The sequence below is a fragment of the Burkholderia anthina genome, from assembly GCF_902498995.1.
Lineage (GTDB): Bacteria > Pseudomonadota > Gammaproteobacteria > Burkholderiales > Burkholderiaceae > Burkholderia > Burkholderia anthina.
On sequence record NZ_CABVLY010000039.1, the window covers coordinates 15036 to 35398 of the forward strand.

A 20363-nucleotide genomic window follows, 5' to 3' on the forward strand; every position below is an offset into this window, starting at 1 on the left:
ACCGCCGCCGGCTACCGTCGAAGGGGCGCGTGCCGCCGCATTCACGGGTTGCCCGGCCGCGTGGAAACCCCTTGTCACACGCCGTCGCAGTGGCGCGGTCGGCAGTTTCTCCGACACCTGCTAAAATACACGGTTTTCCGTCGATTTCTCTCTTACGGGACCTGCCGTGCTTTCTACTGCCAACATCACGATGCAATTCGGGCCGAAGCCCTTGTTCGAGAATATCTCGGTCAAATTCGGCGAGGGCAACCGCTACGGTCTGATCGGCGCGAACGGCTGTGGCAAGTCGACCTTCATGAAGATCCTCGGCGGCGACCTCGAGGCGAGCGCTGGCAACGTCGCGCTGGAGCCGAACGTGCGTCTGGGCAAGCTGCGCCAGGACCAGTTCGCGTATGAAGACGTGCGCGTGCTCGACGTCGTGATGATGGGCCACACCGAAATGTGGGCCGCGATGACCGAGCGCGACGCGATCTACGCGAACCCGGAAGCCACCGACGACGACTACATGCACGCGGCCGAGCTCGAAGGCAAGTTCGCCGAATACGGCGGCTACGACGCCGAGGCGCGCGCGGGTGCGCTGCTGCTCGGCATCGGCATCGAGGAGAAGTTCCACACCGGCACGATGGCCGACGTCGCGCCGGGCTGGAAGCTGCGCGTGCTGCTCGCGCAGGCGCTGTTCTCGAAGCCGGACGTGCTGCTGCTCGACGAACCGACCAACAACCTCGACATCAACTCGATTCGTTGGCTCGAGCAAACGCTCAACGAGTACAACTCGACGATGATCATCATTTCGCACGATCGTCACTTCCTGAACTCGGTGTGCACGCACATGGCCGACATGGACTTCGGCACGCTGAAGGTCTGGCCGGGCAACTACGACGACTACATGCTCGCATCGGCACAGGCGCGCGAGCGCCAGGCTGCGGCGAACACGCGTGCGAAGGAACGCGTGGCCGAGCTGCAGGACTTCGTGCGCCGCTTCTCGGCGAACAAGTCGAAGGCCCGCCAGGCAACCAGCCGTGCGAAGCAGATCGACAAGATCAAGATCGAGGAATTCAAGCCGTCGTCGCGTCAGAACCCGTTCATCCGCTTCGAGTTCGAGAAGAAGCTGCACAACGTCGCCGTGGTTGCCGAAGACATCACGAAGAAGTACGAGCGCACGATCTTCCAGAACTTCAACCTGTCGGTGCAGCCGGGCGAGCGTATCGCGATCATCGGCGAGAACGGCGCGGGCAAGACGACGCTGCTGCGTTCGCTGCTCGGCGCGCTGCCGCTCGAGCACGGCACGGTGAAGTGGTCCGAGAACGCGAATGTCGGCTACATGCCGCAGGACACGTACGAGGAATTCCCGAACGACATCACGCTGATGGACTGGATCGACCAGTACCGCAAGGATGGCGACGACGAAACGATGGTGCGCGGCACGCTGGGCCGCCTGCTGTTCTCGTCGGACGACATCAAGAAGTCGGTGAAGGTGCTGTCGGGCGGCGAGAAGGGCCGCATGATCTGGGGCAAGCTGATGCTCGGCCGCCACAACGTGCTGCTGATGGACGAGCCGACCAACCACATGGACATGGAGTCGATCGAGTCGCTGCAGATCGCGCTCGAGCAGTTCGAAGGCACGCTGATCTTCGTGTCGCACGACCGCGAATTCGTGAGCGGGCTGGCGAACCGGATCATCGAAGTGAAGACGGACGGCACGCTGTTCGACTTCGGCGGGAATTACGAGGATTTCCTGACGAGCCAGGGGCAGGAATAATTGCCCGGGCGGTCATGCCCGACCTGATGGATCAGCAGCCCGCCAGGTGGAAGCCTGGCGGGCTTTTTCGTATCCGGAATATCCGGGCCGGCCGCTCGTCGTGACTGAACCGGCTCGATACGCAGCGGACACCGGCCGACGGGGCGCAGCGCGTGCCCGTCCATTCGCGCGATCGGCCGCCGCCGCCGGAAATGATTGTAAAACGACCCGCGCACACCATCCGCACACCATCGCTCCGCACCGCATTCCCCGTCAAGTATTGTCAAATCCGCCGCAATATCACGATGCCTGACGTTTCGCGCCGGTGTCGAGGCTGTCATCGGCCGATTGATTGAGTATGCTTTGATTCGAATCGCGGTACTTATGCAGTCACTACAGGGAGGCTTCACATGAATGCACGTCTATACCGCGCGACCGTAGCCGGCGCGCTGATCGGATTGCTCGCGCCGTTTTCGGTCGCCCATGCGCAGCTTGGCGATGTGCTGAAGCAGGTCGGCGGCGGTGACTCGGGCAGCAGCGCGGGCGGTGCGCTGGGCAACCTGGGCGGCCTCGGCGGCGCGCTCACGGGCGGCGGCGGCGCGTCGTCGCTGATGTCGGGCAGCAGCAGCAACGTCGCGGGCCTGCTGCAGTTCTGCATCCAGAACAACTATCTCGGCGGCGCGTCCGGCGGCGCATCGTCGGTGAAGGACGCGCTGATGAGCAAGCTCGGCGGCAATGCGTCGTCCGACAGCGGCTATACGAGCGGCGCGAGCGGGATCCTCGACGCGGGCAACGGCAGCAAGGTCGACCTGAGCGGCGGCGGTCTGAAGCAGCAGGTCACCAAGCAGATCTGCGACAAGGTGCTCGCACAAGGGAAGTCGCTGCTGTAAGCCGGCGTCGCGTACCGTTCGCGCACGTCGAGTCCGTGCGCGAACGACAGAAAGGGCCGGTGTGGCGGCGGAAGCAGGCTGTCGCCGTCACCGGCGGTAACGTCCGGCCGCGTCAACCCGAAAAGTCCGTCACGACCGTCACACCGGCGCCTTCGAACCGGTTCATGTTCATCAGCGCGTCGATCGACTGTCCGAGACGGATTTCCTTGCCGATCAACCGGCTCGGCGCGAGCGTGCCGGCATGCACCATATCGAGCATCGCGTCGTAACGATGCGCCTGCATCCCGTGACTGCCGAGAATCTCCAACTCGTATGCGATGACCTTGCTCATCGGCACGGCCGGCGTCGCATGCTCGCCGAGCATCAGCCCGACCTGCACATGCTTGCCGCGGCGGCGCAGATTGCTGATCGAGTTGAAGCAGGTCGTCGGATGGCCCAGCGCGTCGAGCGACACGTGCGCGCCGCCGCGTGTGATCTCCTTCACCGCATCGACAACGTCGGCGACCTGCGACGCATTGACGGTCGCCGCGGCGCCGACCGATCGCGCCAGCGCGAGCGCCTGGTCCGAAATGTCGATCGCGACGACGTTCGCACCGATCGCATGCGCGATCATGATCGCCGACAAACCCACGCCTCCGCAGCCGTGCACGGCGACCCACTGGCCGGCCGACGTGCGGCCCTGGTCGACAACCGCGCGAAACGACGTCACGAAGCGGCATCCGAGGCTCGCCGCGGTGGGGAAATCGAGTGCATCGGGCAGTCGCACCAGATTCAGGTCCGCGTGATGGATGCCGACATATTGGGCGAACGAGCCCCAGTGCGTGAAACCGGGCTGAAACTGTTGCTCGCAGACCTGCTGGTTGCCCGAGTGGCATTCCGGGCAGCGGCCGCAGCCGCCGACGAACGGCACTGTGACGCGGTCGCCGGCCTGCCAGCGCGTGACTGCCGCACCCGTCGCGACCACGACGCCTGCCAGTTCGTGGCCCGGCACATGCGGCAGCACGATGTCCGGGTCGTGCCCCATCCAGCCGTGCCAGTCGCTGCGGCACACGCCGGTCGCCTTGACTTCGATCACGACGCCGTCGGGTGCCGGCGTCGGATCGTCGACGTTCATCAACCGCGGTGCGGCGCCGAATGCTTCGTAGACGACTGCTTTCACTATCTCCTCCTTGATCGAATGACTCTTTCAATATAGCCCGGCGAAAGTGGATTTATCTTTCGTTTCGCAATTAAGAAGCGGGTATTTTTGAGATAGTCTTGCGACCATCGCGCGATTGCCGCAAGGAGCTTTCATGGAGCAACTGGACAGGATCGATCGTGGCATGCTCGACATGCTCCAGCAGGACGGGCGCGTGTCGAATGCGCGGCTCGCCGAAGCGTTTTCGCTGAGCGAAACGTCCTGCTGGCGCCGGCTCAGGCGGCTGGAGGAAGCGGGGTTGATCGCGGGCTATCACGCGCGGCTCGACCGCAGAAAGCTCGGGCTTGGCGTGATGGCGTTCGTGCAGATTGTTTGCACGCAGCACAGCGAGGAAGTGACGGCGGAGTTCGAGCGCCTGATCCAGGCCAGCCCCAACGTGCTGGCGTGCGACAACACGACGGGCGAAGCGGATTTCCTGCTGCAGGTGGTGGCAGCCGATCTCGACGAATACAGTCATTTCGTCGAAAGAGTGCTGCGCAAGCTGCCGGGCGTGCTGAGCATCCGCTCGAACCTGTCGCTGCGGCAGCTGAAGTCGACGCAGCGGCTGCCGATCGCGTGACGGCGCGCGCCGACGCTCGCGCATGCGCGAGCGGTCAGTCGGCAAGCCGCTTGTCGGCGAGCGCCTTGCAGCAGTCTTCGTATACCCATTGCACGAGTTTCGCCCGGTAGTCGAGGTCGTCGGTATCGACGATTTCCTCGACCGCGTCGCGCGCCCACGATGCGTCGACGAAGCCGGCGTGGCGCTTTGCGATGTCCTGTGCAAGTGCGGCCAGCTTCGCGATGGCGAGCCAGTCGGACTGCCGGTGATGGCGGTCGAGCCAGCGGTGCGCGGCCTGGACCTGGAACGACGCGTCGGGCCAGGATTCGTTGAGGTAAAACGCGCCGAGATTGCCGCAGGTGAGCCAGCACAGCAGCTCCAGGCGGTCTTGCGAGCCGAGGTTGTGGGATGCGTCGGTCATGGCAGCGCTCACGAAAGGCATCGGTTCCGGATGGCGCGGTTTGCAACAGCCGGCGCCGATACTAAAAACATAGCACGATGCGGGCCACGTGGCGCGTCGGCGTGGCGCGAATGCCGCAACGGCGGGAACGGGCCGGCCGTCGGGAGTCGTGCCGGCGTCCGTGCAGCCCGTGCGCCGGACCTTGCGGTGTCGTTCGGCGTCATCGCGGCGGCGCGCCACTCTCGCTAGAATGGCCGTTTTCCGGGAGACAGGAAGCGATGAAAATCTACGATCAGTTTTACATCGACGGCGCATGGCGCAAGCCGGCCGGAACGGGCACGATCGACGTGATCGACTCGGGCACCGAGGCCGTGATCGGCCGGATTCCGGAGGGCGCCGCGTCCGATGCGCAGGACGCGGTCCGCGCCGCGCGCGCGGCCTTCGATGCGTGGGCCGCAACGCCGGCCGCGACGCGCGCGGGCTACCTGCGCAAGATCGTCGAGCGTCTGCAGGCGCGCAGCGAGGAACTCGCGCAGTCGATCACCGGCGAAGTCGGGATGCCGATCAAGCTGTCGCGCGCGATCCAGGTCGGCGGTCCGATCCATAACTGGAAGGCGTACGCGAAGCTCGCCGAATCGTTCGAATTCGAGGCGACGGTCGGCAACTCGCTGGTGGTGCGCGAGCCGGTCGGCGTCGTCGCGGCGATCACGCCGTGGAACTATCCGCTCAACCAGGTCACGCTGAAAGTCGCGCCGGCGCTCGCGGCCGGCTGTACGGTGGTCCTGAAGCCGTCGGAAGTCGCGCCGCTCAATGCCTTCATGCTCGCCGAGGCGATTCACGAAGCGGGCCTGCCGCCGGGCGTGTTCAATCTCGTGTGCGGCTACGGGCCGGTCGTCGGCGAGGTGCTGGCCACCGATCCGGACGTCGACATGGTGTCGTTTACGGGATCCACGCGCGCCGGCAAGCGCGTGGCCGAGCTGGCGGCCGCGGGCGTCAAGCGCGTCGCGCTCGAACTCGGCGGCAAGTCGGCGTCGGTGATCCTCGACGATGCCGATTTCGCGACGGCGGTGAAGGGCACGGTCAACGCGTGCTACCTGAACGCCGGCCAGACCTGTTCGGCGCATACGCGGATGCTGGTGCCGGAGGCGCGCTACGACGACGCGCGCGCGTTTGCGAAGGCGGCGGCCGAAGCGTACGTCGCGGGCGATCCGCGCCAGGAAACGACGCGTCTCGGCGCACTCGCATCGGCCGTGCAGCAGCAGCGCGTACAGGCGTACATCCAGCGTGGCATCGACGATGGCGCGGAGCTGGTGACGGGCGGCACCGGCCTGCCGGAAGGGCTTGCGAAAGGCTTCTTCGTGAAGCCGACCGTGTTCGGCCGCGTCGATCCGAAATCGGCGATCGCGCAGGAGGAGATCTTCGGGCCGGTGCTGTCGATCATCACGTACCGCGACGAAGACGAAGCCGTGCGGATCGCGAACGATTCGCCATACGGGCTCGGCGGCGCGGTGTGGGCCGGCAGCGACGAGCGCGCGATGCGCGTGGCGCGCCGCATCCGCACGGGTCAGGTCGACATCAACGGCGGCACGTGGAACGGCGCCGCGCCGTTCGGCGGCTACAAGCAGTCGGGACACGGTCGCGAGAACGGCGTGTACGGGCTCGAAGAGTATCTCGAGTACAAGTCGATGCAGCTCAGGCAGACGCCTCAGGGCTGAGCGTTTCACCCCGCACGACCGGCAACGGCACGCTCGCGTGCCGTTTTTTTATTGACGGCCGTCAAGGTGCGCGCCGGTGGATCGTCGATCATCGCGTTTCCGATTTCCGATGTTTCGACGAGGTTCCCGATGACCGCACGCACTTCCTTCCCGCCGCTGACGATTCGCGGCCGCACCTTGCTGCCCGTCGTGCAGGGCGGCATGGGCGTCGGCATCTCCGCGCACCGCCTCGCGGGCAGCGTCGCGCGCGAAGGCGCGCTCGGCACGATCGCGAGCATCGACTTGCGTCACCACCATGCGGACCTGCTCGCGCGCTGTCGCGCGAATGCCGACCGCGCGACGCTGGAGGCCGCGAACCTAGAAGCGCTCGCGCGCGAGATTCGCCTCGCGAAGACCTACGCCGAAGGGCGCGGAATGATTGCGGTCAACGTGATGAAGGCGGTGAGCGCGCATGCGGACTACGTGCGCGTCGCGTGCGAAGCGGGTGCCGACGCGATCGTGATGGGCGCCGGATTGCCGCTGGACCTGCCGGACCTCACGCAAGGCCATGACATCGCGCTGATCCCGATCCTGTCGGACAGCCGCGGGATCGCGCTGGTGCTGAAGAAATGGATGAAGAAGGGGCGACTGCCCGATGCGATCGTGATCGAGCATCCGGCGCATGCGGGCGGCCATCTCGGCGTCACGCACATCGACGACATGCACGACGCGCGCTTCGATTTCGCACGCGTGCTCGACGAGACCGCACACATCATGGCGTCGCTCGGCCTCGCGCGCGACACGATCCCGCTGATCGTTGCGGGCGGGATCAACAGTCACGACGCGGTGCGCGCGGCGCTCGAAGCCGGCGCGAACGGCGTGCAGGTCGGAACGCCGTTCGCGGTGACCGAAGAAGGCGACGCGCACCCGAACTTCAAGCGCGTGCTGGCCGACGCATGCGCCGACGACATCGTCGAATTCGTCAGCGTGACGGGGCTGCCCGCACGCGCGGTGAAGACGCCGTGGCTCGATCGCTACCTGCGCAACGAAGCGCGCATTCGCAACAAGCTCGGCGCGTTCCGGCAGCGTTGCCCGACCGCGCTCGAATGCCTGAGCGTGTGCGGGCTGCGCGACGGCATCGAGAAATTCGGCCACTTCTGCATCGACACGCGGCTGGCGGCGGCACTGCGCGGCGACGTCGCGAACGGCCTGTTCTTCCGCGGCCGCGAAACGCTGCCGTTCGGCAACGCGATCCGCAGCGTGCACGACTTGCTCGACCTGTTGCTGACCGGCCGTGCTTGCGAGCCTGCGACAAACCGCCCCATGTTTACGCTGGCTTGACGGATATCAAGATGGCGAAAAGACCCCACTGCGAGAATGGAATCAATTCTTTGGGGGTCCGTACCATGCACAAAACAATTCGAATCCAAGCCACCGTTGCCGCCGCCGTTGCGGCAGCCCTCGTCGCGATGCCTTCGCTGTCGCACGCGGCATCGCCGGGTGACGGCATCAACCAGGGCGACGTACTGGTCCGGCTGCGCGCGATCAGCATCCAGCCGAACGAGCGCGCGAGCGACACGCTCGGTGCGATCAACACCGGCGTGAACAACGCGATCGTGCCGGAGCTCGACTTCACCTACATGATCCGCGACTACCTCGGCGTGGAGCTGATCCTCGGCACGTCGCGGCATCAGATGACGTCGAGCCTCGGCAATCTCGGCGGCGTGGGCGTGCTGCCGCCGACGCTCTTGCTGCAGTACCACTTCAACCATGCCGGCAAGGTGCGTCCGTACGTCGGCGCGGGCCTGAACTACACGTACTTCTACAACAACGGGCTCAACGTCGGCGGGGAGGGCGTGTCGATCAACAAGAGCAGCTTCGGTCCGGCGCTGCAGTTCGGCGTCGACGTGCAGGTGACGAAGAAGGTGTTCATGAACGTCGACGTGAAGAAGATCTGGATGAGCACCGATGCGACGCTCGGCGACAAGGGCATCGGCACGCTGCACATCGATCCGCTGATCGTCGGCGTGGGCGTCGGGATGAAGTTCTAGACGCGCGCGGAAAAGAACAGAGTTGGGGTTGGCGGCATGGCGGTCGGCATGCCGCTCTTTTTTTGTGCGGCGGTTTTACAGCTTGTCGTACTGAAAGCGCATCGCGGTGCCTTCGCGCTTGATGCGCTCCCACACCGCGCGCTTTTCGTCGTCGCTCAGGAACACCCAGTTCGATACTTCGGCGGCCGTGCGGCCGCAGCCCTTGCAGACTTCGTCGAAGAGGGTCGAGCACACGCCGATGCAGGGGCTGTCGGGCAGGTCGTGGAGATTGGAGGTCATCGGGAGGGTGCGTGCCATGAATCGTCAGGGCATCATTTTAATGCATCGGCGCCGGTCGGCCGGCGGGTGTCGCCGCCGTGCCGTCCGGCCGCATCGTCGTCACAGTGCGGCCCGCGCCGGCCAGGACGGCAGTGCGTGCGGCGCGGGCCGCGAATTCACCGGCGCAACGCGGGTGTGCGCGGCCGTCGCGCATGCCCGCCGTGCGGATGCCGTTTCGCCGGCGCTTTCTTTTCCTGATGGACAGCCGCCGATTACCCGATAGAATTCCCCCGGAACACCCCGCCGTGCGGCCCGCCCGGAGCGGCTCGCAGCGGGAATCTGTTCCGTTTGCGCGACACCGGCATGATTTTTTTGTGACGGCGCGTGAATGATGGTAGTTTTCGGGGTTTTCGAGGGGCGGAGCACCAGGATGCGCCGCCATGACGAGGCAGACGGCAGCCGGGCAACGTGTCCGGTCGGAGGGAGAACGGGATGAAAGCAAAGGTAGTGGGCCGGTTCGCAGCGCTCGCGCTGTGCGTGGGTGCATCGGCGGCGGCGGCGAAGGATACGCAGCTCAATGTCTACAACTGGTCGGACTACATTGCGAAGGACACGATCCCGAACTTCGAGAAGCAGACCGGCATCAAGGTTCGCTACGACAACTACGACAGCGACGACACGCTGCAGGCGAAGCTGCTGACGGGCAGCTCGGGCTACGACATCGTCGTGCCGACCAGCAACTATGCCGGCAAGCAGATCGCGGCCGGCATCTTCGCGCCGCTCGACAAGTCGAAGCTGCCGAACCTCAAGTACCTCGATCCGCAACTGATGGCGCTCGTCGCCGGCGCCGACCCGGGCAACAAGTTCTCGGTGCCCTGGGCGTACGGCACGACCGGCCTCGCCTACAACCTGACGAAGGCGCAGCAGGCGCTCGGCAAGGTGCCGCTCGACAACTGGGACATCCTGTTCAAGCCGGAAAACCTGTCGAAGCTGAAGACCTGCGGCGTGTCGGTGCTCGACGCACCCGACCAGATGTTCGCAGCGGCGCTGCACTACATCGGCAAGGATCCGATGAGCACGAACCCGGCCGACTACAAGGCCGCGATGGACGTGCTGAAGAAGATCCGCCCGTACATCACGCAATTCAACTCGTCGGGCTACATCAACGACCTGGTCGGCGGCGACATCTGCTTCGCGTTCGGCTGGTCGGGCGACGTCGTGATCGCGAAGCATCGCGCGATCGAGGCGAAGAAGCCGTACAAGATCGAGTACTACATTCCGAAGGGCGGCGCGCCGGTGTGGTTCGACGTGATGGCGATTCCGAAGGACGCGAAGGACAAGGATGCCGCGCTGCAGTGGATCAACTACATCGAGGATCCGAAGGTGCACGCGGCGATCACGAACGCCGTGTACTACCCGAGCGCGAACGCCGAGGCCCGCAAGTACGTGCGTCCTGACGTCGCGAACGACCCGGCGGTCTACCCGCCGGCCGACGTCGTGAAGACGCTGTTCCTGCTCAAGCCGCTGCCGCCGGAAATCCAGCGTCTGCAGACGCGTCTGTGGACCGAGCTGAAATCGGGCCGCTGACGCGAGCCGAAGTGAGCCGGCAGTCATGAAGCCCCTGGGTGCCCCCGGGGGCTTTTTCGTCAAACGCAGGAGAGAAGCAGCAGATCATGAATAGCCAGTCGGGTGCGACGGTCGCGGGCGCGCCGTCCTTCGTTCCTTCGTCCGGCGCGGATGCACGCGCCGAGAACTTTGTTCAGATCGTCGACGTCGTCAAGAAATTCGGCGAGACCGAGGTGGTGCGCAACGTGAACCTCACGGTGCGCCAGGGCGAGCTGTTCGCGCTGCTCGGCAGTTCGGGTTCCGGCAAGTCGACGCTCCTGCGGATGCTCGCGGGCCTCGAGACGGTCACGTCGGGCAAGATCCTGATCGACGGCGAGGACCTCGCGCAGATGCCGCCGTACAAGCGGCCCGTGAACATGATGTTCCAGTCGTATGCGCTGTTTCCGCACATGTCGGTCGAATCGAACGTCGCGTTCGGCCTGAAGCAGGAGGGCACGCCGAAGGCCGAGCTGAAGGAACGCGTGGCCGCGGCGCTGGACCTCGTGCAGATGGGCAAATACGCGAAGCGCAAGCCGCACCAGCTGTCGGGCGGCCAGCAGCAGCGCGTCGCGCTCGCGCGTTCGCTCGTGAAGCGTCCGAAGGTGCTGCTGCTCGACGAGCCGATGTCCGCGCTCGACAAGCAGATCCGTCAGCGTACGCAGATCGAGCTCGTCAACATCCTGAAGCAGGTCGGCGTCACCTGCATCATGGTCACGCACGACCAGGAAGAAGCGATGACGATGGCGAACCGGCTTGCCGTGATGAGCGAAGGGCAGATCGTGCAGATCGGCTCGCCGAGCGACGTCTACGAATATCCGAACAGCCGATTCTCGGCCGAGTTCATCGGCTCGACCAACCTGTTCGACGGCGTCACCGTCGAGGACGAACCCGATCACGTGTACATCGAATCGCCGGAACTGCCGAGCCGGCTGTACGTGAGCCACGGGATCACGGGCCCGCTCGGGATGCCGGTCACGGTGTCGGTGCGCCCCGAGCGGATCGCGCTCACGCGCAAGCCGCCCGAAGGCGCGTTCAACTGGGCGCACGGCAAGATCAGCAACATCGCGTACATGGGCGGCTATTCGCTGTATCACGTGCTGCTCGACGCGGGCAAGACGGTGATCGCGAACGTGTCGAGCCTCGCGATCACCGAGCTCGAGACGCCGGCGCTCGGCGACGAGATCTACGTGCGCTGGAGCGCGACGGCAGGCGTGGTGCTGACGTCATGAGCACGCTCAAGTCCCTGCTCGCCTGGCCCGTGCGGCGCTTCAACCTGACGGGCGGCTCCGCGGTCGTCGCGGGGCCGTACACGTGGCTCGTGCTGTTCTTCCTCGTGCCGTTCGTGCTGGTCGTGAAGATCAGCTTCGCGGAGCTGCAGCTCGGCATTCCGCCGTACACGGAGCTTGCGTCGTACACGGACGGCGTGGTGCACATCGCGCTGAACCTGTCGCACTACGCGTTCCTGTTCACGGACAGCCTGTATTTCGCGACCTACGTGAACTCGGTATGGGTGGCCGCGATCACGACGCTGCTGTGTCTGCTGCTCGGCTATCCGATGGCGTACTACATCGCGCGCTCGAACCCGGCGAGCCGCAACCTGCTGATGATGGGCGTGATGCTGCCGTTCTGGACGTCGTTCCTGATTCGCGTGTACGCGTGGATCGGAATCCTGAAGAACAACGGGCTGCTGAACAACTTCCTGATGTGGATCGGGCTCACCCATGCGCCGATCGAGCTGTACCGCACGAACTACGCGGTGTACATCGGGATGGTCTATTCGTACCTGCCGTTCCTCGTGATGCCGCTGTACGCGCACCTCGTGAAGATGGACCTGCGCCTGCTCGAAGCCGCGTACGACCTCGGCGCGAAGCCGTGGAAGGCGTTCGTGCAGATCACGCTGCCGCTGTCGAAGAACGGGATCATCGCGGGCTGCCTGCTGGTGTTCATTCCGGCGGTCGGCGAGTACGTGATTCCGGAGCTGCTCGGCGGCGCGAACACGCTGATGATCGGCCGCGTGATGTGGAACGAGTTCTTCAACAACGCCGACTGGCCGATGGCGTCGGCCGTGACCTGCGCGATGGTGCTGCTGCTGCTCGTGCCGATGGCGATGTTCCAGCACTTCCAGGCGAAGGAGCAGGAGGGCCGCCGTCGATGAAGCCGAATCGTTACCTGCAGTTCGCGGCGCTGTTCGCCGGCTTCGCATTCCTGTACATCCCGATCGTCAGCCTGATCGTCTATTCGTTCAACGAGTCGAAGCTCGTCACCGTGTGGTCGGGCTTTTCGCTGCGCTGGTACTCGGCGCTCGTGCAGGACGACGAACTGCTGACCGCCGCCTGGCTGTCGCTGAAGATCGGCGTGATGACCGCGTTCGCGTCGGTGTTCATCGGCACGTGGGCCGGCTTCGTGCTGGCGCGGATGGGCCGCTTTCGCGGCTTCGCGCTGTTCAGCGGGATGATCAACGCGCCGCTCGTGATTCCCGAGGTGATCCAGGGGATCTCGCTGCTGCTGCTGTTCATCGAACTGGCGAAGTGGATCGGCTGGCCGGCCGAGCGCGGCGTGTTCACGATCTGGCTCGGCCACGTGATGCTGTGCATCTCGTACGTCGCGATCATCGTGCAGTCGCGCGTGCGCGAGTTGAACCCGTCGCTGGAGGAAGCCGCGCTCGATCTGGGCGCGACGCCGCTGAAGGTGTTCTTCACGATCACGCTGCCGCTGATCTCGCAGGCGTTGATCGCGGGCTGGCTGCTGTCGTTTACGCTGTCGATCGACGACCTCGTGCTGTCGGCGTTCCTGTCGGGCCCGGGCTCGACGACGCTGCCGCTCGTCGTGTTCTCGCGCGTGCGTCTCGGCCTGAATCCGGAGATGAACGCGCTCGCGACGTTGTTCATCATCGCGGTGACGGCCGGCGTGGTGATCGCGAACTTCGTGATGCTGCGTCAGGAGCGCAAGCGGATGGCCGCGTTCGCGACCTGACGCACCGGTTGCCGACGCAACGAAAAACGCCCGGCGCCGACGATCAGTCGGGCCGGGCGTTTTGTCTGGCAGGTGCAGGCCGGAGCGGTTACGCGCCGAACGCGGCCTTCGCCAGCAACCCGAGCGCGACGCACACGAGCACGGCCGCGAAGCCGACCTGCACGTGCCGTGCCGACAGATGCCGCGACGCGCCGCGGCCGGCCGCCATGCCGATGGCGGTCGCGACCGTGAACCACAGCATCATGTCGAGTGGCGCGCGCGTGCCCGACACCAGCGTCGCGAACACGCCGCCGGTGCCGACCAGCGCGATCACCATCAGCGACGTCGCGACCACGCCGTGCATCGACACGTTCGTGAACTTGCGCAGCATCGGCACGATCACGAAACCGCCGCCGACGCCGAGCAGCCCCGTCATCAGGCCCGTCACCGCGCCGGTCGACGCCAGCGCGAGCCCGACCGGCCAGGACCACACGAGCCGGCCCGTATCGGGATTCACGCGGCCGACGCACAGCCGCGATTCGTCGGCGTCGCCGGGCGCGTTGCGCAGCGCCTGCCGCAGCAGGCGGACGGCGACGACCAGCATCGTCAGCGCGAACAACGCCAGCAGCACGTGTTGCGGCAGCACGTGCGCGAGCTTCACGCCGAGTGTCGTGAGCGGCACGCCGGCCACGGCCATCAGCAGCGCCGCGCGGTAGCGCACGAGTCCGCGGCGAAAGCCTTCGAGCGCACCGAGCGCGGCGCTGCCCGCCACCGCGACGAGCGCGACGGGCGTGGCCTGCTGCATCGGCCAGCCCATCCCGACGACGAGCGCGGGCACCGCGAGAATGCCGCCGCCCGCGCCGGTGAGACCGAGCACGGCGCCGACGAAGCCGCCCAGTACGAGGGAAATCAGCATGGCGTCATCCGGTGGGTCAACGTGCGATCGCGGGTTTCGCGAGCCATTCGCGGCCCTTGAGCATCGCCTTCCAGTAGACCGGCGGCAGCACGCGCTCCTTGAGCAGCCATGCCAGCCGCGACGGGCGCCTGCCGTCGATCAGCCAGGCGGGGAAGGTCGGCGCGACCTTGCCGCCGTACAGGAATTCCGCGAGCACGATCTTGCCGCGCTCGACGGTGAGCGGGCACGAGCCGTAGCCGTCGTACGCGGCGTGGCCTTGCGCGCGGCCGAGCGACGCGAGCACGTTGTGCGCGACGACGGGCGCCTGCTTGCGGGCGGCCGCGGCGGTTTTCGCGTTGGTCGTATTGGTGACGTCGCCGAGCGCGAAGATGTTCTCGAACTGCTTGTGGCGCAGTGTCGCCGGATCGACGTCGATCCAGCCGGCCGCGTCGGCGAGCGGGCTCGCGCGCACGAAGTCGGGCGCCTTCTGCGGCGGCACGACGTGGATCATGTCGAACGCGCGCTCGATGGTCTCGGTGCCGCCGCCGGGCAGCGTGCGCGTGAACGTCGCGCGCCGCGCCGGCCCGTCGATCGCGACGAGGTTGTGGCCGAACGACAGCGCGATGTCGTAGCTTTTCACGTATTCCATCAACGCGGGCACGTAGTCGGCCACCCCGAACAGCGCGCCGCCCGCGTTCAGGAATTCGACGTTCGCCGCGCCGAGGCGGCCGGTGCGCCGCCAGTGATCGCACGACAGGTACATCGCCTTTTGCGGCGCGCCCGCGCATTTGATCGGCATCGGCGGTTGCGTGAAAAGCGCATTGCCGCCGCGGAACGCCTGCACCAGTTCCCACGTGTACGGCGCGAGATCGTAGCGGTAGTTCGACGTCACACCGTTGCGGCCGAGCGTGTCGGCGAGACCGTCGATCGCGTGCCAGTCGAGCTTGAGCCCCGGGCACACGACGAGCTTGCGGTAGCCGATGCGCCGGCAGCCGTCGAGCACGACCGTATGCGCGTCGGGTTCGAAGCCGGCGACGGCGGCCTGGATCCATTTCACGCCGCGCGGCAGCAGGTCGGCAATCCGGCGCGCGGTCGTTTCCGGCTGGAATACGCCGGCCCCGACCATCGTCCAGCCTGGCTGGTAGTAGTGGATATCGGCGGGATCGATCACCGCGATATCGAGCGACGCGTCGCGTGCGAGCAGGCTCGATGCGACCGCGACGCCGGCCGCGCCCGCGCCGACGATCACGATGTCGTGCCGCGCGTCGACGGCCGGTGCGGCGGACCGGCCGCCTTGCGCGAGACGCGACGCGAGTGCGCCGAGGTCGTAGCCGGCCGCGGCGGCCGTCGCGACGATGTCGTTCAGCGGGCGCAGGCCGGCCTGCGACAGCGCCCACAGCGTCGCCGAGCGCGTGCCGCTGCGGCAGTACGCGAGCACCGGGCCGGCGAGCGACGCGACGAGCGCGCCGAACTGCGCGGCCTGGTCGTCGGTGACCTTGCCCGTATCGACGGGCAGGTCATGCACGGCGATACCGAGCGGCGCGGCGGCGGCGCGGATCTCGGCGACGGTCGGCTGGTCGGCGCCTTCGCCGTCGGGGCGATTGCAGACGATCGCGCGGATGCCGGCGGCGTGCAGCGCGGGCAGGTCGGTCGCGGCGATCTGGGGTGACACCGACAGCGTGTCGGTCAGCTTGCGGATGGTCATGTCGGGGGTTCTCCGGTCGGGGCGGCGGCTCAGATCGCGTCGAGCGGGATCTTCAGGTAGCGCACGCCATTGTTTTCGGGTTCGGGCAGGTGGCCGGCGCGCATGTTGACCTGCACGGACGGCAGCATCAGCACGGGCATGTCGAGGGTCGCGTCGCGCGCGGTGCGCATGTCGACGAACGCGTCCTCGGTCACGCCGTCCTTCACGTGCACGTTCGCGCGTCGCTGTTCGGCAACGGTCGTCACGTACTGCACGTCGCGGCCGCCCGGCTGGTAGTCGTGGCACAGATACAGGCGCGTGTCGGGCGGCAGTTCCAGCACGCGCGCGATCGAGCGGTACAGCGTGCGTGCGTCGCCGCCGGGGAAGTCGCAGCGGGCCGTGCCGTAGTCGGGCATGAACAGCGTGTCGCCGACGAAGGCCGCGCGCTGCGTCGCGTCGTCGACGCAGTAGGTCAGGCACGCGGGCGTATGGCCCGGCGTGTGCAGCGCGCGGATCGTCAGCGCGCCGAGCGCGAGCGTGTCGCCGTCGTCGACGAGCCGGTCGAACTGGCTGCCGTCCTGCGCGAAGCCGGGGCCGGCGTTGAACAGCGTGCCGAACACGTGCTGCACGCGGCGCACGTGCGAGCCGATCGCGATCCGGCCGCCGACGTGCGCCTTCAGGTACGGCGCGGCCGACAGATGGTCGGCATGCACGTGCGTCTCCAGCAGCCAGTGCACGGTCGCGCCGAGTTCGGCGACGCGCGCGATCAGCCGGTCGGCGCTGGCCGTGTGCGTGCGGCCGGATTTCGGATCGTAGTCGAGCACGCTGTCGATCAGCGCGCACGCGCGGCTCGCCGTATCGAGCAGCAGATAACTGACGGTGTGGGTCGCCGGGTCGAAAAAGCCTTCGACCGACAGCGTGGGAGTAGGGCTCACGGGAATGTCCTCGATCGGGTTCTGCATCTGCAATCGGGAATCTCATGTTCAAGAAGCGTGCCAACCGGCGTCGCGGCGCTTGGTGACTTGACAGGTGCTTGATTTGGCTCGTCTTTTCGGAGCGATTGCGGCGATCTGCAACGGCGGGCGACGTGCTGCCGTCCATGTGGACTGCCACGACTGGCAGTGTCGTGGCAGAATTGGCAGTCGGTCTGGCAGCCCGCCCGGCCATCCGCTTTCGAGCCTCCGCATGAATCCGCGCGACACCATTCCGATCGTTCCCGCGCCGCCGCGCGACGTGATGCCCGACGTGCGTGCGCTCGTCGCGTATCTCGAGCACGACCCGCAGCCGATGATCGTCGTCGATCCCGATTACCGCATCCTCGCAGCGAACGATGCGTACCGCCGCCAGTTCGGCGTGGCGGGCGTCGAGCACGTGGGCCGGCACTGCTTCCAGGTCTCGCATCACTACGACGTGCCGTGCGACCAGGCCGGCGAGCATTGCCCGATGAAGCAGGCGCGCGAATCGCGCAGCCTGAACCGCGTGCTGCACATCCACCATACGCCGCGCGGCCCCGAGCACGTCGACGTCGAGCTGCGGCCGATCTTCGATGCGAGCGGCACCGTGATCGCGTACGTCGAGCGGCTGACGACGGTGCGCAGTGCGTCGGCGCAGCCGAGCGCGGAAGGGCTCGTCGGCGGCGCCGACGCGTTCAATGCGGCGCTCGGCGCGTTGCAGCGGGTCGCGCCGTCGACGCTGCCCGTGCTGCTGCTCGGCGAGTCGGGCACCGGCAAGGAATTGTTCGCACGGGCGCTGCACGAGGCGAGCGATCGCGCGATGGGGCCGTTCGTGGTCGTCGATTGTTCGGGGATCGCCGAGACGCTGTTCGAGAGCGAGCTGTTCGGCTACGAGAAGGGCGCCTTTACCGGCGCAAATCAGCGCAAGCCGGGCCTCGTCGAGACCGCGCAGGGCGGCACGCTGTTTCTCGACGAGATCGGCGACGTGCCGCTGCCGATGCAGGTGAAGCTGCTGCGGCTGATCGAGTCGGGGACGTTCCGGCGCGTCGGCGGCGTCGAGGCGCTGCGCGCGGATTTCCGGCTCGTCGCGGCGACCCACAAGCCGCTGCGCGAGATGATCGACGACGGCCGGTTCCGACAGGATCTGTACTACCGGATCAACGCGTTTCCGATTCCGCTGCCCGCGCTGCGCGAACGGCGCGGCGACGTGGCGCTGCTGGCCGAATCGATCCTGCGGCGGATCGCGAATGCGCGCGCCGGCGCGGGCGATGCCGGCGCGCGGCCGTTCGCGGCCCGGCCGTTCGTGCTGACCGAGCGCGCACGGGCCTGCCTCGATGCGTATGCGTGGCCCGGCAACATCCGCGAGCTGCGCAACGTGCTCGAACGCGCGTGCCTGTTCGCGGACGACGGGACGATTCGCGTCGAGCATCTGCCGGCCGAGCTGGTCGCGGCATCGGCGGCGCCGCACGCGCGCGCGGCGGACTCGCGCGGCGTGTCGGATGCGGAACTCGTGCGGATTGCCGGCACGTTCGAAGGCACGCGCAAGGCGCTGGCCGAGCATGTCGGGATGAGCGAGCGGACGCTGTATCGGCGGATGAAGGCGCTCGGGCTCGGGATGCGCGACCGGTGAGCGCAGCGTCGCGGTAACTGGCGGCCACGGGCGGCTTTGTCGATAATGGCGCGTTCGATTCCAACGCCGTCGCCGATGAAGAATCCTCTCCTTTCAGGTTGCATGTTGCTGGCTGCCGCTACGCTGGCCAACCCGGCACAGGCCGCCGAATATGCGTGGACCGATGCGCTGGGCGCGCATGCGGTGACGTTCGCGCGGACCGAGTCCGGCGACGACGTGCAGCTCAAGGTATCCGCGACACTCGACGGCCGGCCCGACTGGACGGTGCGCGACTATGTGAAGGAATGCCCGGTCGACGTGATCCTCGACGTCGTGCCGGCGTCGATCGAGATGACCGACCTGCTCGGCAACGGTCGCAAGCAGTTCCTGTTCGCATACAAGATCGGCTGCCGCGGCGACGTCAGCGCGGACCAGGTCAAGTACTTCCTGATCGACCAGGGGACGAAATACGTGCTGCGCGGCGAGGAGACCGTCACGGTCAAAGGCAAGTTCATGGACGGCGGTGCGGCGCCCGCGCCGAGTGCGGACCTGAAGGCGCAACCCGTGTTCCTGCGCTACATGACGAAGCACTGGCGCGCGATCAGCCTGCAGGACTATCGCTGAGGGCGCGGGCGGGCGCTTCAGTGCGTGTCACGCGGAAGGTTCGGCGACAATCCGCCGACACGACGATTCTCCGGGCGGCGCGCGAAACCGCCGCGCGCCGTCCGGAAAACCGACGTCGTGCGATCAGCGCGCGGGCGCGAGTTGCGCCATCGCTTCCCGCATGAAGCCGAGCAGCGTGTCGTTGACCCATGCGTCCTTCGTCAGCGCCGGCTCGGTCATCATCGCGTGGCGGAATTTCGCGTGCGTGGCGGGATCGCGGCCGGCATAGCTGCAGAACAGGTCGAGCCAGCGTGTCGCGAGCGCACGGCCTTCCGGCGAATCAGGCTGCGCACCGGCCTCGATTGCATCGCGCACGTCCGCCATCAACTGCGGCCACTCCATCGAGCGCTCGCCATAGTGCGCCCGCATGAAACGGATCTCGTCGGGCGCCAGATAGGTCTCGAAGATCCGCATCTTGGTTTCGGCCACCGCTTTCAGCACGTAGTCGCGCAGCCCGGTCGAGATGCCGATCTGCGACTGCATCGACGGTTCGCGCTCGTGCATCAGGTTCAGCTTGGCCAGCAGGCGCGGATCGTTGTTCGTGTCGCGCACGAGCAGCGTCATCCAGCGATCGGCGAACGCACGCACGCGCGCATCCTCGGGCGGCACGCCCGCGTCGTGCAGCGCACGCACGTCGGTGATGAGCGCGATCCATTCCGCATCGCCAGTCTGGCTCTTGCTGTACATCGGCAGGCGCGCGAGTTCTTCCTCGGAAAAATAGCGGTCGTACACGGTCATCAACTCCAGTGTGGTGAGCCAGTCGGCCAGCTCCGGCGCCATACCCGCGGCGAGCTGCGCGTGCAGATGCACGAGCCGTTCGCGCAGCCGCGCGGTCTGCGCAAGCTGGTGGTCGAGCGATGCGATCTGCTTCGCGACGAGCTCGACGAGCGGTGTGCCGGGCTGGTTCAGGTGGTCGCCGATTTCGGTGAGCGACAGTCCGAAGCGACGCAGGGCCTGGATCTGGTGGAGCCGGGCGATGTCGTCGCGGTCGTACAGCCGGTAGCCGTTGTCGGCACGCGCCGAAGGCGTCAGCAAGCCGATCGCGTGATAGTGATGAAGCGTGCGGACGGTCAGCCCGCTTCGCTTCGCCAGTTCTCCCACTTTCAGCCGCATGGTGTCCTCCGTTCGGTGCGCACACTGGAGTCTCGAACGTTACGCTACGTGAGGGTCAAGCGGAAGATCGCAAATCGGCGCGCGGGTGGCTCCGCGCGCCGTGGCGCCCGACACGAAGGGCG

General features: G+C 66.7%; 19 protein-coding genes. 12 read left to right on the forward strand and 7 right to left on the reverse strand.

Annotated elements, in window-relative coordinates:
• The first annotated feature begins 166 nt into the window (after positions 1-166).
• Both BME24068_RS32490 and BME24068_RS32495 read left to right on the forward strand, forming a co-directional pair.
• Positions 167-1759: an ABC-F family ATPase gene (locus tag BME24068_RS32490; RefSeq protein ID WP_096505167.1), complete on the forward strand. Its 1593-nt coding sequence runs from the start codon at positions 167-169 to the stop codon at positions 1757-1759.
• A gap of 389 nt (positions 1760-2148) precedes the next feature.
• A complete protein-coding gene (locus tag BME24068_RS32495; RefSeq protein ID WP_096505169.1) occupies positions 2149-2628 on the forward strand; it encodes a YjjA family protein in 480 nt (159 codons plus the stop codon).
• Positions 2629-2740: 112 nt separating this feature from the next.
• Here BME24068_RS32495 and BME24068_RS32500 read toward each other — a convergent pair whose 3' ends face one another.
• The gene (locus tag BME24068_RS32500; RefSeq protein ID WP_174928531.1) at positions 2741-3787 is read right to left on the reverse strand and encodes a zinc-dependent alcohol dehydrogenase family protein; all 1047 of its coding nucleotides are present in this window, start codon (positions 3785-3787) and stop codon (positions 2741-2743) included.
• Between the two features lie 133 nt (positions 3788-3920).
• On the opposite strand from BME24068_RS32500, the gene BME24068_RS32505 reads away from it, so the two are divergent.
• Positions 3921-4385, forward strand: a complete 465-nt coding sequence (locus tag BME24068_RS32505) for an Lrp/AsnC family transcriptional regulator (protein WP_098556359.1) — start codon at positions 3921-3923, stop codon at positions 4383-4385.
• Between the two features lie 34 nt (positions 4386-4419).
• Here the strand turns inward: BME24068_RS32505 and BME24068_RS32510 are convergent, their stop codons facing one another.
• Positions 4420-4785: a hypothetical protein gene (locus BME24068_RS32510; protein ID WP_096505175.1), complete on the reverse strand. Its 366-nt coding sequence runs from the start codon at positions 4783-4785 to the stop codon at positions 4420-4422.
• A 257-nt stretch (positions 4786-5042) separates the two neighbouring features.
• On the opposite strand from BME24068_RS32510, the gene BME24068_RS32515 reads away from it, so the two are divergent.
• From BME24068_RS32515 to BME24068_RS32525, 3 genes are all read left to right on the forward strand, one after another.
• Positions 5043-6479 (forward strand): aldehyde dehydrogenase family protein, encoded by a 1437-nt coding sequence (locus BME24068_RS32515; RefSeq protein ID WP_174928532.1) that lies wholly within the window; start codon positions 5043-5045, stop codon positions 6477-6479.
• A gap of 129 nt (positions 6480-6608) precedes the next feature.
• Positions 6609-7799, forward strand: a complete 1191-nt coding sequence (locus tag BME24068_RS32520; RefSeq protein WP_174928533.1) for an NAD(P)H-dependent flavin oxidoreductase — start codon at positions 6609-6611, stop codon at positions 7797-7799.
• A 65-nt stretch (positions 7800-7864) separates the two neighbouring features.
• Positions 7865-8509 (forward strand): OmpW/AlkL family protein, encoded by a 645-nt coding sequence (locus tag BME24068_RS32525; protein WP_174928534.1) that lies wholly within the window; start codon positions 7865-7867, stop codon positions 8507-8509.
• 75 nt (positions 8510-8584) lie between these two features.
• On the opposite strand, the gene BME24068_RS32530 is transcribed toward BME24068_RS32525, so the two are convergent.
• Entirely contained in the window at positions 8585-8788 is a 204-nt protein-coding gene (locus BME24068_RS32530) for a DUF1289 domain-containing protein (RefSeq protein WP_174928535.1), read from the reverse strand.
• Between the two features lie 471 nt (positions 8789-9259).
• On the opposite strand from BME24068_RS32530, the gene BME24068_RS32535 reads away from it, so the two are divergent.
• The 4 genes from BME24068_RS32535 to BME24068_RS32550 all read left to right on the forward strand — a co-directional run bounded on the left by BME24068_RS32535 (position 9260) and on the right by BME24068_RS32550 (position 13345).
• On the forward strand, positions 9260-10354 hold the full coding sequence (locus BME24068_RS32535) for a polyamine ABC transporter substrate-binding protein (RefSeq protein WP_096505183.1): 1095 nt from the start codon (positions 9260-9262) through the stop codon (positions 10352-10354).
• 86 nt (positions 10355-10440) lie between these two features.
• Positions 10441-11601, forward strand: coding sequence for an ABC transporter ATP-binding protein (locus tag BME24068_RS32540; protein WP_096505185.1), 1161 nt, complete (start codon positions 10441-10443; stop codon positions 11599-11601).
• A complete protein-coding gene (locus BME24068_RS32545) occupies positions 11598-12527 on the forward strand; it encodes an ABC transporter permease subunit (protein ID WP_096505187.1) in 930 nt (309 codons plus the stop codon). The genes BME24068_RS32540 and BME24068_RS32545 overlap by 4 nt, the downstream gene beginning before the upstream one ends.
• The gene (locus BME24068_RS32550) at positions 12524-13345 is read left to right on the forward strand and encodes an ABC transporter permease subunit (RefSeq protein ID WP_096505189.1); all 822 of its coding nucleotides are present in this window, start codon (positions 12524-12526) and stop codon (positions 13343-13345) included. Before BME24068_RS32545 ends, BME24068_RS32550 begins: the two co-directional genes overlap by 4 nt.
• An 88-nt stretch (positions 13346-13433) precedes the next feature.
• On the opposite strand, the gene BME24068_RS32555 is transcribed toward BME24068_RS32550, so the two are convergent.
• From BME24068_RS32555 to BME24068_RS32565, 3 genes are read right to left on the reverse strand one after another with little or no spacing between them, the layout of a single operon-like run.
• Positions 13434-14240 (reverse strand): sulfite exporter TauE/SafE family protein, encoded by an 807-nt coding sequence (locus BME24068_RS32555; RefSeq protein WP_096505191.1) that lies wholly within the window; start codon positions 14238-14240, stop codon positions 13434-13436.
• Between the two features lie 16 nt (positions 14241-14256).
• Complete coding sequence (locus BME24068_RS32560; RefSeq protein ID WP_174928536.1) at positions 14257-15924, reverse strand: bifunctional protein tyrosine phosphatase family protein/NAD(P)/FAD-dependent oxidoreductase; 1668 nt, start codon at positions 15922-15924, stop codon at positions 14257-14259.
• 29 nt (positions 15925-15953) lie between these two features.
• Positions 15954-16865: an MBL fold metallo-hydrolase gene (locus tag BME24068_RS32565; RefSeq protein ID WP_239008141.1), complete on the reverse strand. Its 912-nt coding sequence runs from the start codon at positions 16863-16865 to the stop codon at positions 15954-15956.
• A 223-nt stretch (positions 16866-17088) separates the two neighbouring features.
• On the opposite strand from BME24068_RS32565, the gene BME24068_RS32570 reads away from it, so the two are divergent.
• Positions 17089-18486 carry a sigma-54 interaction domain-containing protein gene (locus BME24068_RS32570; RefSeq protein ID WP_174928537.1) on the forward strand — a complete coding sequence of 466 codons (1398 nt, stop codon included), beginning with the start codon at positions 17089-17091 and terminating at the stop codon, positions 18484-18486.
• 75 nt (positions 18487-18561) lie between these two features.
• Positions 18562-19089 (forward strand): M949_RS01915 family surface polysaccharide biosynthesis protein, encoded by a 528-nt coding sequence (locus tag BME24068_RS32575; protein WP_174928538.1) that lies wholly within the window; start codon positions 18562-18564, stop codon positions 19087-19089.
• A gap of 123 nt (positions 19090-19212) precedes the next feature.
• Here the strand turns inward: BME24068_RS32575 and BME24068_RS32580 are convergent, their stop codons facing one another.
• The gene (locus BME24068_RS32580) at positions 19213-20241 is read right to left on the reverse strand and encodes a MerR family transcriptional regulator (RefSeq protein ID WP_174928539.1); all 1029 of its coding nucleotides are present in this window, start codon (positions 20239-20241) and stop codon (positions 19213-19215) included.
• Positions 20242-20363: the final 122 nt, after the last annotated feature.